Source organism: Lactobacillus gasseri ATCC 33323 = JCM 1131, assembly GCF_000014425.1.
Taxonomy (GTDB): Bacteria; Bacillota; Bacilli; order Lactobacillales; family Lactobacillaceae; genus Lactobacillus; species Lactobacillus gasseri.
Window position 1 is genome coordinate 416,516 of record NC_008530.1, and the last position, 18,528, is coordinate 435,043.

The 18,528-nt window shown below is 35.6% G+C and carries 12 protein-coding genes; 11 read left to right on the forward strand and 1 reads right to left on the reverse strand.

Annotated elements, in window-relative coordinates:
* Window positions 1–71: 71 nt before the first annotated feature.
* The 3 genes from LGAS_RS01960 (at window position 72) to LGAS_RS01970 (ending at window position 3,180) form a co-directional block, all read left to right on the forward strand.
* Window positions 72–1,601: a glycoside hydrolase family 32 protein gene (locus tag LGAS_RS01960; RefSeq protein WP_003647736.1), complete on the forward strand. Its 1,530-nt coding sequence runs from the start codon at window positions 72–74 to the stop codon at window positions 1,599–1,601.
* 194 nt (window positions 1,602–1,795) lie between these two features.
* Window positions 1,796–2,614, forward strand: a complete 819-nt coding sequence (locus LGAS_RS01965) for a helix-turn-helix domain-containing protein (protein WP_003647735.1) — start codon at window positions 1,796–1,798, stop codon at window positions 2,612–2,614.
* 101 nt (window positions 2,615–2,715) lie between these two features.
* Entirely contained in the window at window positions 2,716–3,180 is a 465-nt protein-coding gene (locus LGAS_RS01970) for a hypothetical protein (protein ID WP_003647734.1), read from the forward strand.
* 135 nt (window positions 3,181–3,315) lie between these two features.
* Here the strand turns inward: LGAS_RS01970 and LGAS_RS01975 are convergent, their stop codons facing one another.
* Entirely contained in the window at window positions 3,316–5,247 is a 1,932-nt protein-coding gene (locus LGAS_RS01975) for an ABC-F family ATP-binding cassette domain-containing protein (RefSeq protein WP_003647733.1), read from the reverse strand.
* A 167-nt stretch (window positions 5,248–5,414) separates the two neighbouring features.
* On the opposite strand from LGAS_RS01975, the gene LGAS_RS01980 reads away from it, so the two are divergent.
* From LGAS_RS01980 to LGAS_RS02010, 8 genes are all read left to right on the forward strand, one after another.
* The gene (locus LGAS_RS01980) at window positions 5,415–6,059 is read left to right on the forward strand and encodes a redox-sensing transcriptional repressor Rex (RefSeq protein ID WP_003647732.1); all 645 of its coding nucleotides are present in this window, start codon (window positions 5,415–5,417) and stop codon (window positions 6,057–6,059) included.
* Between the two features lie 138 nt (window positions 6,060–6,197).
* Window positions 6,198–6,764, forward strand: coding sequence for an LOG family protein (locus LGAS_RS01985; protein WP_003647731.1), 567 nt, complete (start codon window positions 6,198–6,200; stop codon window positions 6,762–6,764).
* A 179-nt stretch (window positions 6,765–6,943) separates the two neighbouring features.
* Entirely contained in the window at window positions 6,944–7,402 is a 459-nt protein-coding gene (locus LGAS_RS01990) for a LytTR family DNA-binding domain-containing protein (RefSeq protein ID WP_003647730.1), read from the forward strand.
* A complete protein-coding gene (locus LGAS_RS01995) occupies window positions 7,399–8,157 on the forward strand; it encodes a LiaF transmembrane domain-containing protein (protein WP_003647729.1) in 759 nt (252 codons plus the stop codon). Before LGAS_RS01990 ends, LGAS_RS01995 begins: the two co-directional genes overlap by 4 nt.
* 535 nt (window positions 8,158–8,692) lie before the next feature.
* Complete coding sequence (groES, locus tag LGAS_RS02000) at window positions 8,693–8,977, forward strand: co-chaperone GroES (RefSeq protein ID WP_003647727.1); 285 nt, start codon at window positions 8,693–8,695, stop codon at window positions 8,975–8,977.
* Between the two features lie 31 nt (window positions 8,978–9,008).
* Window positions 9,009–10,640 carry a chaperonin GroEL gene (gene groL / locus LGAS_RS02005; protein WP_003647726.1) on the forward strand — a complete coding sequence of 544 codons (1,632 nt, stop codon included), beginning with the start codon at window positions 9,009–9,011 and terminating at the stop codon, window positions 10,638–10,640.
* Between the two features lie 304 nt (window positions 10,641–10,944).
* Complete coding sequence (locus tag LGAS_RS09810) at window positions 10,945–11,064, forward strand: YSIRK-type signal peptide-containing protein (RefSeq protein WP_229036579.1); 120 nt, start codon at window positions 10,945–10,947, stop codon at window positions 11,062–11,064.
* Window positions 11,015–18,385, forward strand: coding sequence for a mucin-binding protein (locus LGAS_RS02010; protein WP_238374677.1), 7,371 nt, complete (start codon window positions 11,015–11,017; stop codon window positions 18,383–18,385). Before LGAS_RS09810 ends, LGAS_RS02010 begins: the two co-directional genes overlap by 50 nt.
* Window positions 18,386–18,528: the final 143 nt, after the last annotated feature.

Here is an 18,528-nt window from a genome sequence, read left to right on the forward strand (position 1 = left end):
AATTGTATCAATACCTCCCCCTCTTTTTAGATACAATTAGCTTTCTTTTTTATCAAAATGAGTGTGTAAAAATGATTAATAGAAGAAAACAGTTTGAATACTTAGTTTCAAATCTAAAAGATATTCCTAAAGAAAATTTGAACAAAGAAAAAAATAGTGTAAAAAGATCACCATATCATCAAAGAATTCATATTGAGAGCTTATTTGGCATGTTGGGTGATCCAAATGGTTTTTCATATTTTAATGGATACTATCATTTATTTCACCAATGGTTTCCGATGAAATATAGTACGAATCCGAATTATTTTCAACAGGGATGGTTTCATTGGAAATCAAGAAATTTGGTTGATTGGATACCAGTTGGCGAAGCAATGAACAATGATACTGTATTTGATAAGTATGGAGTATATTCGGGTAGTGCTATTCCTATCAATAATAAATTGTTTCTTATGTACAATGGTAATTCTTGGACCAATACTGATACAGATGATTGGCATAGAGTTCCGTCTCAATTAGGAGCCTATATGAATGAAAATGATAATGTAGCTAAATTGGCGAATCCATTAATTAAAGGACCAATTTCTGGTTATACCGGTCATTTTCGAGATCCTAAAATTTTTAAGAAAAATGGTAAATATTATTCAATAATCGGTGCACAAACAAAAGCAAAAACTGGTACTGTCCTAATTTATGAAAGTCAAAATTTAAAGCTTTGGAATAAAGTTGGTGAAATTAAAACTAATTTTGAAAAAAATGGCTATATGTGGGAGTGTTCAGATTATTTTGAATTAGATAATAAAGGAGTGGTGCTTTTCTGTCCTCAAGGATTGAAGAGTAAAGGAAATCAATTTTTAAATGCATTTCAAGCATGCTACGCCATTGGAAATAAGTTAGATTTTAGAAACTTATATTTTGAAGGGAAAAAGTACGAAGAAATAGATTCTGGTTTTGATTTTTACGCTCCTCAAACAATGATCGCGCCTGATGGAAGACGTATTTTAAGCGCATGGATGAGTATTATGAATTCAAATTCTCCACTAATTAAATATCATTATGATGGATGTTTAATTTTCCCGAGAGAATTATCAGTACAAAATGATAAACTCATTCAAAAACCAGTAAGCGAGATAACAAAATTGTATACGACTGATTACAAGGGTAAGAGAACAATCAGTAAAAATCAGGAAATTATCGCTGGTTTAGTTAATTGTAGAGATATTAAGTTTGACATTTCTACTAAATATAATAATGCTATAAGTATAATAGACTTGTTTGCTGATAGGAAAAATACGAATCATTTGCGTTTAGTCTTAAATAGGATGAAGAATAGATTTATAGTGCAAAGAGGTAAAGCTGGGCTAGAATTTGAAGACGAGTTTGGAAATGAAAGAAGTTGTAAGCTGAAAGTTGAAAATTCTGTCAGCATACGAATAATTCAAGATATATCATCGGCAGAGATATTTATTAACAATGGAGAAAATGTTTTTACAATGCGAGTATTTGTCCCTAAAGATCAATATCATATTTTTGTGAAAAATGTTAATGGGGAAGTAAATGTTAAGTATCAAATTCATCAATTAAGAAAAATGAGCAGTGAATAATTTTATAAAAGTAGACATGAAAAAAGATCAAGATTTTCTATTTTTTGAGAATCTTGATCTTTTTTTATGTGGCGTAAAGATTTTTTTAACATTAAATCTTTATTTCTAGCCTATTCTAATATATTCTAAACTCTACTATTGTTATATAATTAACAAAAAATTAATAAATTATAAAAATACTAGGAGATGAAATTATGACAATTGGAGAAGCACTGTATGAAGAGCGACAAAAATTAGGATTAACGCAAGAAAATATGGTGAAGGGAATTATTAACAAAGGGCATTATTCTAAAATTGAACGAGGATTGGAAAATATTTCAATTGATACATTGTTTAGAATTATTTTGAAACACCATATTGATATTAGTGACTTTTTCAATAAAGTGAAAGACAATTATTATACTTTTGAAGATAAAAAAGCTGAAGAACTAAAGCAAAAGATAATGTACGCTTTTAATAATAATCAAAGAGAAGAATTAAGAATATATTTAAATGAAATTTTGGATTTAAAAGAGCATCAGATTTTTAAATATCGAACCGTAATTGCTATTGCATCTTTAGAAAATAATTTAGCTGACTTAAGTCCATCTTTTAAAAATAAGATAGTTACTAAATTTTCCGAGCATGAAAATTGGCTTGAAAATATTGGAGCATTACAGTTATTTTCTGACTGTATGAAAATATTTACTTTGGAACAGCTAGACTATTTTCTTAGTCAACTGTTAAAGCATTATCAAAAACATACTTATTCTGAAAGTATGCAAGAAAGAATAGCAATTATTTGCAATAATTATCTTTGCTATTGTTATAAGCAAAAAATAGCTGGAAGTAATATTCAAAATGCATTGAGCTATTTAAAAAATTTAGAACCGGTTGGTCATTTTTTGCTTTATAAAATATGTTATGATCTATATTTTTATTTATTTGAAGGCAATACAGAAAAAGCAAATCAAATAAAGAAATTGCTGATTAATTGTGGATATCAAGACTGTATTGAACGGTGGCAAATTTAGTTGTGTCTGACGCAACAAATTAAGTAAATATGAAAAAAGATGTGATAATTGTGAGCAATAAAATATAAGTAGGTTACTTTTACCTAGAAGGGAGGACAAAGATGAAAAATAAGAAATTAGTTGTGACTGCTTTGGTAGCTTTATTACTTTTAGTAGGCGGTGGAGTATGGTTTTATCATAATCAGACGACTGTCCCTAAAGGCTGGGTTAATCAAAGCTTAATGACTTTGGAAAAATCAGATAATAAGCTAAGTAATTCTTTTTATTTGATGTTTGACAAAAATACAGCTTATCTAGCTACACGCTTAGGGGGCAATGAAGAAAGTAAACCTTCAAAATTGAGTAAAGATATTTTAAATGCTTTTTCATTGAAAGAAAATGAACGCCCACAAGCAGGTCAATGGGTAAAATTGGGCAGAGTTAAAACCGAAAAGTTGAAAAATGGTTACAAGTTTAAAACGCGTAAAGTAACTTTCATTTTAAAGAAGACTGCTAACGGTGCTTATCAAAGCCAAGATGGTACTTATTGGCAATTTGTTCCAGAAGGAGTGGCAGAAAGCAAATAATCAAAATGGATATAAGTGATATTAATATTAACCAATATAAAAAATATGCCTAATTAGATTTTGTTAGTCTAACTAGGCATATTTTTATTTATAAGTATTGCAGAAATTGAGTATAGTTAATCTCGATCTTTTACTTTATTCAAATTCATCTAATGCATCCAAGGCATTTTCCCAGTCATTATTTGCCTGGTCTAATTGCTTTTGAACAGCGGATAGTTTTTCTTGCAGTGGTCCAAGCTTTTCAAATGAAGCGGCAATATCTGGATTTGCCATTTCAGTTTGAATTTCTTTTTCTTCTGCTTCTAATTTTTCAATTTTAGCCTCAGCGTCGCTGACTGCACGTTCTAATTTTCTCTTTTGAGAATCGCGTGCCTTTTGTTCTTGGTAAGATAGCTTGCCCTTATTTTGACTAGCTGCTGGAGTAGTTTCAGCTTCTGCTGTTTGTGCTTCTGCTTCTTGAGCTGCTGCAGCTTGCTTAGCCTTTTCATCTAAGTAGTAAGAATAGTTACCATTATAGATCTTAGCGTGGCCGTCGCGAACCGAAATAATCTTGTTAGCTAACTCATTAATGAAGTAACGGTCGTGAGAAACAAATAGCAGTGTTCCATCGTAATTATCTAATGCTTCTTCAAGCACTTCTTTAGCTTCAATATCTAGGTGGTTGGTAGGTTCATCCATTAGTAAAAAGTTGTCTTTTTCAAGAGACAAAACAGTTAAAGTAAGTCGAGCCTTTTGACCACCAGATAATTGGCCAACGGTCTTATCAATGTCTTCGGCAGTGAATAAGAAGGAAGCTAAAATAGAGCGGACATCTTTTTCAGGCATTGTCTTGTGACGGTCCCAAATTGTATCAAGAACAGTCTTTGAAGGATCTAAACTCTGAAGTTCTTGGTCGTAGTAACCGATATCTAAACTTGCACCATATTTAATTGAACCATCTTTTGGTTCAAGCTTTTTCATAATGGTTTTGAGCAAGGTAGACTTACCAATTCCGTTAGGGCCGATAATAGCAACACGGTCATTCTTATTAACTTGGAAGTCAATATCAGAAACCATCACTTTATCAGGATAGCCAATGGTTAGATCTTTAGCGATCAACACTTCCTTACCAGAAGGGCGTTCACTAGTGAAGTTAATACGAACTTTTTGCTTGTGCTTAGGTGGCTTGATTCGCTCCATCTTGTCTAAAACTTTACGCCGACTTTGCGCACGTTTAGTAGTTGAAGCACGAACTAAGTTCTTTTGAATGAACTCTTCTTCTTTTTTGATCTTTTCTTGTTGCTTTTCATAAGCAGCTTCTTGCTGGCTATCCATCAATTCACGTTCTTTAACGTATTGGCTGTAATTACCCTTGAAAGTAGTCAGTTTTCCAAAGTTTAATTCAAAAATTTGATTAGCTAAGTGATCTAAGAAGTACTGGTCGTGAGAAACTGTAATAATTGCGCCTTGATAGTTCTTTAAAAACGCTTCTAACCAATCTAAAGTATCTAAGTCAAGGTAGTTAGTAGGTTCGTCAAGCAGCAGTACTGGTGGCTTTTGTAAAAGCAATTTAACAAAGGCAAGTCGTGTCTTTTCACCGCCAGAAAGAGTGCCAATTACTTTATTCCAAGTGTTTTCTTTAAAATTAAAACCGTTAAGAATACTCTTAATTTCAGCTTGGTAGGTAAAGCCGCCTTCTTGTTCAAAGTCGTAAGCTAATTGATCATACCGCTTGAGCAAGTCTTCATCTTCGGGATGGTCAGCAATTTGCTCTTGCATTTTGGTGATTTTTTTATTTTTTTCGATTAAATCATTAAAGACAGTAAGCATTTCATCCCAGATTGTTTTGTCTTCATCGAGACCATTTTCCTGGGCGATATAGCCGACTTTTAATCCCTTATTAATAGTAAATTGACCACTAGTTGGTTCTTGTTGACCAGTCATGATCTTTAATAAGGTAGTTTTTCCGGCTCCGTTAGGTCCCACAAGACCAATTCTGGCATTGTCAGGAACCGAGAAAGAAATGTTACTGAAGATGGTATTGCCTCCAAAACGTTGTTCGAGGTCTTGAGCTTGTGCAATAATCATAATTATTTTTCTCCTAATGCTTATTTTAACATAGTGAATCTTTTAAATTTTATGAAAATATGGCCTTTGTGAAAATTGTTTCTTGATTTATCCTTGAAGAATGCCTATTATTAGTTTGATTAGTAAATATTTCACATTCGTATTTTATAAAAGAAAGAGGCCTCTTAATGGATGAAATTAAGATTCCTAAGGCTACTGCTAGACGCTTGCCACTGTATTATCGCTATTTGATCTTTTTAAATGATGAAGGAAAAGAAAAAGTTTCTTCAACTGAACTTGCTGAAGCAGTTCAAGTTGACAGTGCTTCAATTCGTCGTGATTTTTCTTACTTTGGTGCTTTAGGTAAGCGTGGCTATGGGTATGATGTTAAGAACTTGCTTAATTTCTTTAAAAAGATTTTGAACCAAGATACTTTAACTAATGTTGCCTTGGTCGGTGTTGGTAATATGGGACATGCGCTTTTGAATTATAACTTCAAGCGTACTAATAATATCAGAATTAGCGCCGCTTTTGACATTAATCCTGAAATTACTGGAACAATTATGTCAGGTGTGCCAGTTTATGATATGAGTGAAATGAAGAAGCAGCTTCGTGAGCAACAAATTACGATTGCAATCCTTTGTGTACCGCAAACAGCAGCTCAAAAGACTGCTAATGAAATGTTTGATGCCGGGATTAAAGGAATTATGAACTTTACGCCACTTCGTTTATCTGCACCTTCGAGTGTTCGTGTACAAAATGTCGACTTGGCGACTGAACTTCAAACTTTGATTTATTTCTTAGATTCAGACAAAGATAAGAACAAAAAATAATTTACTATTAATATAGCTTTTGCACAAGCTTAATTAGGCTTGTGCATTTTTTTATACACTTTTATTTGTAATCAGAGTGGAAATAATTTTAAGATAAATAGGCATAGAATTTTTAAATTTAGAAATAAGGTAGATAAAATGATTAAAAAGATTGCAGTTTATTGTGGCGCACGCTCAGGTAACCGTCCTGGATATGCGAAAGCTGCTTATGAATTTGGTAAAAAAATGGCAAACCACCAGATTGAGCTAGTTTATGGCGGCGGTAAGTATGGTTTAATGCGAGCAGTTGCTGACGGAGTTTTAGAAAATGGCGGTATTGTTCATGGCATTATTACTGAAGAATTAAAAGACCGCGGTGCAGCTTACGATAAGGTGCAAGATTTTCGCGTGGTGCCAAGTATGGATAAGCGAAAAGATACGATGATGAATTTAGCTGATGGGATGGTAGCTCTTCCTGGCAGTATTGGTACTTTGGAAGAGATCAGTCAAGCGATTTCTTGGACGGCAATTGGCGATAATGCTAAGCCCGTTGCTTTTTATGATTATGCTGGCTTTTATGACTATTTAGATAAGCTATTAAAGCGCATGAATCAGGATGATTTTTTAGAAAATATTTACTTAGATACAGTTTATTTTGGAACCGATTTTGATAAGATTCTGCAGTTTATGGAAGATTATCAGGCTCCGGCTTATCGAAAATATTGATTTATTAAGTTAGAAATTAAAAAGAAGTATGAACCTAAAGACGAGGGGAAATTTAGTTTCATGCTTCTTTTTTTGACCACTTAGAACTTTAAAATGACCACTTAGTCAATTTCACTAGATTTTAATCTTATATTCATGTTTAATATAAATATCAAGAACGAAACAAGGAAGTGAGAATTGTGAAAGTTAAGCTTGAACTTGATCCAGATCAGCAAGAGACAGAAATAACGATTCATGCTAAAAGTTTAACGCCTGAAGTAGAAAGAATTTATCATCAACTTCAAACTGATTCAGAACATCCTGATCAAATTGAAGGGATGATGGATAATACTTCCTATTATTTAAGTATTAACGATATTCTCTTTTTTGAAACAGACGCTAAGCAGGTAATGGCGCATACGACGAGGAATGCATATTTTGTTAAGTATAAATTATACGAACTAGAAAACTTATTAAGTGGACAGTTCATGCGAGTATCGAAATCGACGATTTTAAATTTAGATCAGATTTATGCTGTTACTAAATCGATCTCTAATTGTCAGATTAAGTTTCATGATTCATATAAAACTGTCTATGTTTCAAGAAGATATTACCGAGATTTAAATGAAAGATTAAAAGAGAGAAGGACATTATCATGAGAAAGGCCAGTTTTGGAAGAGTTCTTTGGGGGTTAGGCTTGCTTGCGGCAGCTGCGTTTTTAGTTTTAGATCAGCTCCACTTGATGCCACTAGAATTAGGCTTTTGGGCAATTTTTTGGACCGTGGTCTTTGGAGCAACCTTAATTACTTCTTTAATTAATAAAAGCTTAGGAGGCAGTATTTTTTCAATTGCATTCCTATTAATTATTTATGCTAAACCACTTCATATTGAACGTATTGTTCCTTGGACAGTACTTTTAGCAGCGTTTTTAATCTGGGGAGGTTTGAGATTAATTTTCAAAAAAAGCTGGAAACCGACTGTGATTATTAATGGTGAAAAAGTTAACGCTAATTGGTCAGATTTGAAAGCTCCACATAAATTTAAGGCTGAACATGTTTTTTCTGATACGTCTAGTTCAGATAATGACGACAATATCGTAATTAGTGAAAAGTTGTCTTCTACTTCGCGTTACGTTCATTCACAACACTTAGAAACGGTGACTGTGAATGTTTCAATGGGGGATGTTAATGTATATCTTGATTCAGCTAAGCCTGCTGGGGATGAGGTACTTGCTAACATTAATATGTCGATGGGAGATATAAATATTTACATTCCAACTTCTTGGCGAGTTGATGATCAACTTGAACATAAATTTGGTGATTTCACTATTGATGGTGATCAACCAGCAGAAGGTCCAACATTAGTACTTCAAGGACGTGCTAATATGGGGGATGTTACTATTAAGAGAGTTTAGAATAGAAAAATCGATTAGCTCTAATTTGAAGTAAAAATTAATTTGCTGTAAAGTACTTGTAGTACAAAAAAGAGAGCTACTAGTAATAGCTCTCCGAAGCACAAGCCGCTAAAAGTGCGGTGACAAAATTATTATTAGCAAACTAAAAAGTCGCTTTTAACTCTGCCAAAAGTCATCAAGCGGCTTTTTTGTTTGCTTATTTTTTCTTCCACAAATCGTGGATAGCTTTTATGAGCTTTTTTACGGCTTTTACCAACTTGGTCATATCTCGCACAAGCTTTACCAATAACAAGACAATACAATCCAAGAGCCCTAATTTTATCAAAAATTACAGACAATCCATATTGAATTTTTAAATAAATATCAAGTAAATTAGCACTTTTTAGCACTCAAGCAAGAAAAGTGCTAATTTTTGCGTTTAAATACTTGCTTTTCTTTTACAAACAAGGTACTATCGTAATTGTAAGTTAGCACTTATGAGATATGAGTGCTAAATGATGTAATAATAGATTAAATATGTACAGGAGGGACTAACGTGTTACAACCAATTGGTGATCGCGTAATCGTTAAAGTAAAAGACGAAGAAGAAGAAAAAGTTGGAGGCATTGTCCTGGCTTCTAACGCTAAAGAAAAGCCTCAAATGGGTGAAATTATTGCCGTAGGAAATGGTAAGCGTAACGCAAACGGCGACTTAATTCCTATGTCAGTTGCAAAAGGTGAAACAGTATTCTTTGATAAATACTCTGGCACTAACTTGAAATACGAAGGCGAAAAGTATTTAGTACTTCGTGAAAGCGACTTATTAGCTGTCGTTAAGTAATTAAATTAGAAATAAAAGGTGGCATATAAATATGGCTAAAGACATTAAATTTTCTGAAAATGCAAGACGCTCATTATTAAAGGGTGTTGATAAATTAGCAGACACTGTTAAGACAACTTTAGGACCTAAGGGTAGAAATGTTGTTTTGGAAAAGAGCTATGGTGCTCCTGACATTACTAACGATGGTGTTACTATCGCTAAGAGTATCGACTTAAAAGATCACTTTGAAAACATGGGTGCAAAGCTTGTTTCTGAAGCTGCACAAAAGACTAACGATATTGCTGGTGACGGTACTACTACTGCTACTGTTTTAACTCAAGCAATTGTTCGTGAAGGTATGAAGAACGTTACTGCTGGTGCAAACCCTGTTGGTATTCGTCGCGGTATTGAAACTGCAACTAAAGCAGCTGTTGACGAATTACACAAGATCAGCCACAAGGTAAGCACTAAGGATGAAATTGCTCAAGTTGCTTCTGTTTCATCAGCTTCAACTGAAGTTGGTAACTTAATCGCTGACGCAATGGAAAAAGTTGGTCACGATGGTGTTATCACAATTGAGGAATCAAAGGGTATTGATACTGAACTTTCAGTAGTTGAAGGTATGCAATTCGATCGTGGTTACTTATCACAATACATGGTAACTGATAACGATAAGATGGAAGCCGACTTAGACAACCCTTACATTTTGATTACTGACAAGAAGATTTCTAACATTCAAGACATCTTGCCATTACTTCAAGAAATTGTTCAACAAGGTAAGAGCTTATTAATCATTGCTGATGATGTTGATGGTGAAGCTCTTCCAACTCTTGTTTTGAACAAGATCCGTGGTACTTTCAATGTTGTTGCTGTTAAGGCTCCTGGCTTTGGTGACCGTCGTAAGGCAATGCTTGAAGATATCGCTATTTTAACTGGTGGTACTGTAATTTCTTCAGACTTAGGTCTTGAATTAAAGGACACTAAGATTGATCAATTAGGTAAGGCTGGCAAGGTTACTGTAACTAAGGACTCAACTACTATTGTTGAAGGTGCTGGCTCAAAGGATGCAATTAGCGAACGTGTTGACCAAATCAAGAAACAAATTGCTGACACTACTTCAGACTTTGACCGTGAAAAGTTACAAGAACGTCTTGCTAAGCTTGCTGGTGGTGTTGCTGTTATCAAGGTTGGTGCTGCTACTGAAACTGAATTGAAGGAAAGAAAGTACAGAATCGAAGATGCCTTGAACGCAACCCGTGCCGCTGTTGAAGAAGGATACGTTGCCGGTGGTGGTACTGCATTAGTTGATGTTATGAAGTCCATCCAAGGTAATGTTAAGGGTGATTCTCAAGATGCACAAACTGGTGTAAACATTGTGATGAAGGCTTTAGGTGCTCCTGTACGTCAAATCGCTGAAAACGCTGGTAAAGATGGTGCTGTTATCTTAGATCACTTAGAACACGAAGACCCAGAAATTGGTTACAATGCTGCAACTGACAAGTGGGAAAACATGGTTAAGGCTGGTATCATCGACCCAACTAAGGTAACTCGTTCAGCACTTCAAAATGCTGCTTCAATTGCTGCCTTGTTGTTAACTACTGAAGCTGTTGTTGCTGATGCTCCAGAAGATGACAAGAACCAAGCTCCTGCAGCTCCAAACCCAGGTATGGGAATGGGAATGTAATTTAATTCCTGACAAAAAATAAGAAAGAATTATTATAATAATCCTATTAATTTATTGATAGGCATAATGCAAAAGAATCGAGCAATCGCTGATGGTTGCTCGATTCTTTTTTTGTGGGCTTTGTAGGATTAAGGCTTATTTCTTTAGGTTGTAAGACGATAAATATAAAAAATTGAAATCGAATTCAATATTAGTATAGAATTTATAAAAATAAGTGTTATTATATAGCTGTTGATTGAAAATGTTATTTTATTAAGGAAATATTCATGCAGGTCTATTGGAGGTAAGTTGTATGAGTAGTAATATGTTTGGTGATAAACACAACCATTATAGTATTAGAAAACTTTCTGTTGGGGCAGCATCTGTTTTGATTGGTGCCACAATTTACTTGGGGGGGGGTAAACGCCCAAGCTGTACGCGCTGATAGTGTTAATGAGGATGCTACTGAACAAGTAGAGAAGAAGGATGAAGCTAACGTTAAGGCAGCAGAAGTAAAGACTACTGAACAAAAGCAAGAAAATAATAAGACAGCGGTTTCTGCTACTAATGAAAATGCTAAGCAAAATGTTGCTGAAAATACATCAGATAGTAAAAAGGTTGCATCAAATAGGGATGTTAATGTTATTAAAAACGATGTAACTACTGATGAAAAAGCAGCTGCTAAGTCTAGTGTTCAAACAGATAAAGATGTTAATGCGAATAAGTTGAACACTAATACTGTTTCAGTGAATAAGCTTCAGAGAAATGTTAATGTTGCTGGACTTGCTGAGAGCAAGGCTACTAGTGAGATAAATAGTACTCTTTCGGTTCGAGAATCAATGCAACAAAAGGCAGTGAGCTTAAAAGCTAATGAAATAGCCCGTACAGTTATAATGAATAAGCCTGCAGGTCCTGACCAAATTACCCAATCTGTAAAATTAGGAACTATGTTAGGGAGTAGCAATGGACAAATTATAGATGGAAAAACTACTAAAATTTATACTGCAACTGTCATAGCTGTTGGGTCAAGTACAGATATGAAAAAGTATAGAGTCACAGTTGATTCTGATACTGGTGAAATATTAGCAGGTCAGGATTTGTATGATACATTTATGAATCTCCAACCAAGTGATTTTAAAGTTAACCTAGACGCTATAGATCAAAGCCAAATTGACGTACCCGGTTATACTTGGAAAATTACCAGTGCAACTCCAGCAGGAGCTAATATTGGGAAGGAAGATTATACATTTGGTAATCCGCAAACGATTACGATAGATTATACTCGCGATGTCGAAGGTAATATAAAGAAAAAGGTTACAGAAATTACCGATAAGTTAGTAAATAATCAAATGACGACCGAACCAGCTAGAACAGTTATTCTGAAAAAGACAACAACTGGAGCTGCTAATGATGAAACAATTGTACAAAAAGCTGATATTAGAGGATTAGCTAGAACAAGTAGTAAAACAGTAGCTGGCATAACTGAAAAAAAGATAGAAGTAGCTATTGCGCCTTATGTTGAACCGGATAAACCTTCTAGTCAATATTACAAGCAGTATACTATCACGTTTAATCCCGATACCGGACAAATAATTTCTGGTCAAAATGACTATGATCAATTAATGGCATTAAAACGTAGTGATTTTAAAGCGGATTTACCAGCCATTGAAGATAGTCAAATTGACGTACCCGGTTATACTGCGATAATTACCAGTGCAACCCCAGCAGGAGCAGGATTAGAAGCTGAAACATATACATTTGGCCATCCACAAACGATTACGATAGATTATACAAAAGTAAAACACACTGTAACTTATCAATTTAAAGATCCGTTTGGCAATCAAGTGGGTACTTCGGTACCAGTAACTGGTGCAGTTGGTAGCAATCAATCGGTTAACTTAACTCTTCCAGATGGTTACCAACTTGCTTCAGGTAGCCTTCCAACTAGTGTTACTATCCCTGAAAGTGATAAAATTATTCCAATTCCTGTAAAACATCAACTTACAATTACTCTTTCAGGTGAAAGTGTATTTAATTATGCGGATGATAACTGGCAAAATTTAGTTGAGACTAATGAACTTCCTGCTAGTGGCTATTATGTTGAGTTTAATGATGCTAACGCTAGGGTACAACTGAATGATGGCGATGTAACGTATAATGAAAATAGAAATGCCGGAACTTACACAGTTAGTCTAACCGAGAAGGGTCTTAATGACATTAAGGATCAATCGCATGATAACTTCATTTATCCAGATCTTAAGGATGTCAAAAGTGAGGCCAAGTTTATTATAAATAAAGGAAATAAAACAATTTCTCTTATGGGAGGAGATACGAAGGTATTTGATAATACTTCGACTCTTCCAGATCAGGGTACTTTCTATTCTGGACTAGGTCTTGCGGATAACGATCAAGGTAGAATATCAGTTTACAATTCAGATGGTAATCCTAGAACAATTCAATTAACACCAGCTGATGTAGAATTTTGGTTTAATGGACATAAAATTGCTAAAGACCAAGCTAAGAATGTTGGAAATTACAATCTTCGTTTAACTGATGATTTTATTAATAAAGTTAAAGCTGCTGATGGTAATAATGGGAATAACTACGAGTGGGCTTATGGAACTAACACTCCTACTGGTAGTGATACTTACACTGCTGACTATGTAATTTATCAAGCAACCGGTAAGGCAAAGTTAAGTGGTAACAATTCTAAACTTTATGATGGCAATGCTGTAACTACTGATGATGTCAATAAGGGTAGAAAGATTACTATTGATTTAACTTTACCAGTCTATAAACAAGCTGATGAACCAGGTGATGAGCCTCAATTATTGGGAACTGTTGATTTAGGTAAGTATACGCTTCAAGATGGCGACTATACTTGGGCTAATGGAACTGCGCCAACTAAAGGTGGATCTTACACTATTAATTTGAACAAGGATAAGATTTTAGCCCACTTACAAGATCGTTTGGTTGCTTTAGCAGGAAAGGGAACAGATCCTGACGATTCTACTAAGTCTTTAAGTAACGTAACCATTTCTGCTGATGATATGGCTGGTCAAGCAACATTTGCCATCGAAACAACTACAACCTACCAATTTGTAGATGATGACGATAATGGTAGTAAAGTAGGTACTCCTGTAAGTAAAACAGGTCTTAAAGGTGAGAGTTCAAATATTAGTCTAACTGTTCCAACTAACTATGTTTTAGCTGCTGGTCAAACTTTACCAACTAGTGTAACTTTTGGTGATACTAACACTACAGTTGATATTCACTTGAAGCATGCAACTAAGACTGTAGATAAGAATAATGTTCCAGATGGTTACACTAAAGATGATTTTGCTGAGACTATTAATCGTACAATCACTGCTAAAGAGCCAACTGGTGATGTTGATTTAAGTCAAACAACTGAATTGACGAGAACTGGAACTTATGACGAAGTAACTAAGAAAGTTATTTCTTACGGCAACTGGACAACTGGTAACTTTGACGAAGTTACAGCTCCAGAAGTAGCAGGTTACACACCAAGTCAAGCAAACGTAGCTGCCGTAACAGGAGTAACACCTGACTATGTTGATCCTAAGGTTGTAATTACTTATGCACCAAATGATCAAACCGGTAAGATTTCTTACGTTGATGTGAATACTGGTACTGAGGTAGGTAATACTCCATTAACTGGTAAGACGGATGAAGAAGTAACAATTAATCCAGTTGCACCAACAGGCTGGAAGATTGTTGACGGTCAAAGCATCCCTCGGACTGAAAAGGCTACTCCAACTGGTATTCCTCCCGTAACTGTTAAAGTAGAACACAAGACTACAGTTGTTCCACCAACAGATCCAAAGACACCAAAAGATAAGTTGCCTGATAATCCAGACAAGCACTATCCAGATGGCGTTGGCGAAAAAGACTTGAACAAGATTATTGTTCGTCAAATCACAGTTGTAAAGCCTGACGGAACAAGAGAAAAACACGATCAATCAGTTAAATTAACTAGAAATGCAACAGTCGATGAAGTAACTGGTGAAGTAATTAAATACGGTGACTGGACAACTAGCAACTTTGGTGAATACGATGCTCCAACAGTTCCAGGCTACACCCCAAGCCAAGCTAAGGTTGAGGGTGTAAAAGTAACTGCTGATAGTGACTTTGCTCCAGTTACAATTACTTATACTGCTAACCCTCATACTTTAAACATTAATTATGTTGATAAAGATGGCAATAAGATTGGCAATTCTTACCAAGTTCCAGGTAGGACTGACGAAACAGTTGCTGTTGATGTTCCAGGACATGTTCCAGCAAACTGGGAACTTGTACCAAAACAGAAGTACACTACTTCAATTACATTTGGTTCAGATGATCCTCAAGATCAAAACTACGTAATTCAACATAAGACTACTACGACCGATGGTAGAGATCACAAGGACAATCAAGACCTATACCGTGAAGTTACGAGAACAATTTTAATGAAGGTTCCAAATGCAACGAGTCAAGGTAGAGAAACTGAAACTTTGAGTTTCTACAGAATTAAGACTCACGATGAAGTAACAGGTAAAGATACTTATAGCGATTGGGCTTCAAATGTCACAGGTGATAAGATTGCCTTTGATGAGTTTGATGTTTCAAAGACTAATGATGGTAAAGAAATCGCTGCCGGCTACACACCAACTTCAAATGATGTAGTCTTAGAAGATAAGAATGGCGATAAATTTGTACCAAGTCAATCAGCCTTGAAGAATGGAGTTCCAGCAGACAGTTTCACTGTTGAAGTTGCTTACACACCAAATGCCCAAAGGACAACTGTAACTTATGTTGATGAGAATGGTAAAGAAATTACCAATCCAGATGGCAGTGTAATTCCTGGCAGTCACTATGATTTAACTGGTGTTACTGACCAAAGCAATGTACCAACTAATATCCAAAATAATGTTCCAACTAACTGGCATATTACTGATCCAGAAGTTCCAGCAACGATTACCTTTGGTGCAGATGGTCATACTCCAATCAAGGTTCATGTAGCTCACAACACTAAGCCTGTTGATAAGAACGATGTTCCAGATGGCTACAAGGAAAGTGACTTTAGTAAGACTATTAATCGTACAATTACTGCTAATGAACCAAGCAAGAGTGTTGATTTGAGTCAAAAGACTGAATTGACTAGAACTGGTACTTACGATGTAGTGACTAAGAAGGTTATTTCTTACGGTAACTGGACAACTGGTAAGTTCGATGAAGTTAAAGCACCAGAAGTTGCTGGTTATACTCCAAATCCAGCTTCTGTAAACGCAGAGTCTGTAACAGCTGATTATGTTGATCCTAAGCTTGTAATTAATTACACACCAAATGATCAAACTGGTAAGATTTCTTACGTTGATGTGAACACTGGTACTGAAGTAGGTATAACACCGTTAACTGGTAAGACTGATTCAGATGTAACAATTACTCCATCTGCTCCAGCAGGCTGGAAGATTGTCGATGGTCAAAATATTCCTACTACTGAAAAGGCTACTCCAACAGGAATTGCTACCGTAACTGTTAAAGTTGAACACAAGACAACAACAGTTCCACCAACAGATCCAAAGACACCAAAGGATAAATTACCTGATAATCCAGACAAGCACTATCCAGATGGCGTTAGCGAAAAAGACTTGAATAAGACAGTTGTTCGTCAAATCACGGTTGTAAAACCAGACGGAACTAAAGAAAGTCACGATCAATCGATTAAGTTAACTAGAACTGCAACAGTTGACGAGGTAACAGGTGAAGTAACTAAATACAGTGACTGGACAACTGGTAACTTTGGTGAATACGATGCTCCAGTTATTCCAGGCTACACTCCGAGTCAAGCTAAGGTTGAAGGTGTAAAAGTAACAGCTGATAGTGACTTTACTCCAGTTGAGATTACTTACACACCAAACGCACAAAAGACAACCGTAACTTATGTTGATGAGAATGATAAAGAAATTACTAATCCAGATGGCAGTGTAATTCCTGGCAGTCACTATGATGTAACTGGTGTAACAAATAAGAAAGTTGATACTAATATTCAGAAGAATGTACCAACTAATTGGCATATTACTGATCCAGAAGTTCCAGCAACTATTACCTTTGGCGCAGATGGTCATACTCCAATCACGGTTCACGTAGCTCACAACACTAAGCCTGTTGATAAGAATGATCTTCCAGATAACTACAAGGAAAGTGATTTCAGTAAGACTATCAATCGTACCATTACTGCAAAAGAACCAAATAAAGATGTTGATTTGAGTCAAGAAATTGAATTAACAAGAACTGGAACTTACGATGAAGTAACTAAGAAAGTTATTTCCTACAGTGATTGGACAACTGGTAAGTTCGATGAAGTTAAGGCTCCAGAAGTAGCTGGTTATACTCCAAGTCAAGCTAAAGTAGACGGTGTTGATAAAGTAACAGTAGATTATGTAGATCCTAATGTGGTAATTACTTACATTGAAGATCCAGTTGGTCAAGATATCACAGTGAAGAAGGGTGACACTCCAGATCCAGAAGATGGCGTCAAGAACCATGGTGACTTAGACAAGATTACTGATCCAAAGCACCCAGGTACCAAGACAACATATACTTGGAAGAAGACTCCAGACACAAGTGTAGCAGGAGATGTCCCAGCAACAGTTGTTGTTCATTACCCAGATGGTTCTGATAAGCCAGTTGATATTACTGTCCATGTTGTCGATGATACTCCAGTAGTACCAACCAAGAATCCAGATCCAGTTGGTCAAGATATCACAGTGAAGAAGGGTGACACTCCAGATCCAGAAGATGGCGTCAAGAACCACGGTGACTTAGACAAGATTACTGATCCAAAGCACCCAGGTACCAAGACAACATATACTTGGAAGAAGACTCCAGACACAAGCGTAGCAGGAGATGTCCCAGCAACAGTTGTTGTTCACTATCCAGATGGTTCTGATAAGTCAGTTGATATCACAGTTCATGTTGTCGATGATACTCCAGTAGTACCAACCAAGAATCCAGATCCAGTTGGTCAAGATATCACAGTGAAGAAGGGTGATACTCCAGATCCAGAAGATGGCGTCAACAACCACGGTGACTTAGACAAGATCACAGATCCAAAGCACCCAGGTACTAAGACAACCTACACTTGGAAGAAGACTCCAGACACAAGCGTAGCAGGAGATGTCCCAGCAACAGTTGTTGTTCACTATCCAGATGGTTCTGATAAGTCAGTTGATATCACAGTTCATGTTGTCGATGATACTCCAGTAGTACCGACCAAGAACCCAGATCCAACCGGTCAAGATATTCACACTCCACAAGGTAAAGTTCCAACTCCTGAATCAGCTATTACTAACAAAGATAAGATGCCAGATGGAACTAAGTACACTTGGAAGGAAATCCCAGATGTTAATACTTTAGGTAAACATCCTAATGTAGTTGTTGTAACTTACCCAGATGGAACTGCTGTTGAAGTAAAAGTTAATGTCTTTGTTGATGGTACTCCAGAAGTAAAGAAAGAAACTAAAGCTCCAGTAGTTAAGAAACAGGTTGTTGAACCAACGAAAGTTGAAACAAGACAAAAGTTGGTTAATAATTATGTGGCTCCTCGTGCAGTAGAAGTTCAAAGAGCTCAAGCTAAAGGTAAGCGTCAATTACCACAAACTGGTGCTAAAGAAAATATTGCAAGTGAAGTACTAGGCATGCTTTCAGTAGGCTTAGGTGCATTAACTGCAGGATTTGCTTCAAAGCGTCGTAAGAAGAATAGATAGTTTTTAGGATAACTAATTAAAAACACTCCATGATTTTTCAGAAATCACGGGGTGTTTTTGTGTAGAAAATTATATTTTTAATTTTAAAATAATTTTACGTGATATAATTTAATAAAAATATTATATTAGGAGGGTAAAAAGAT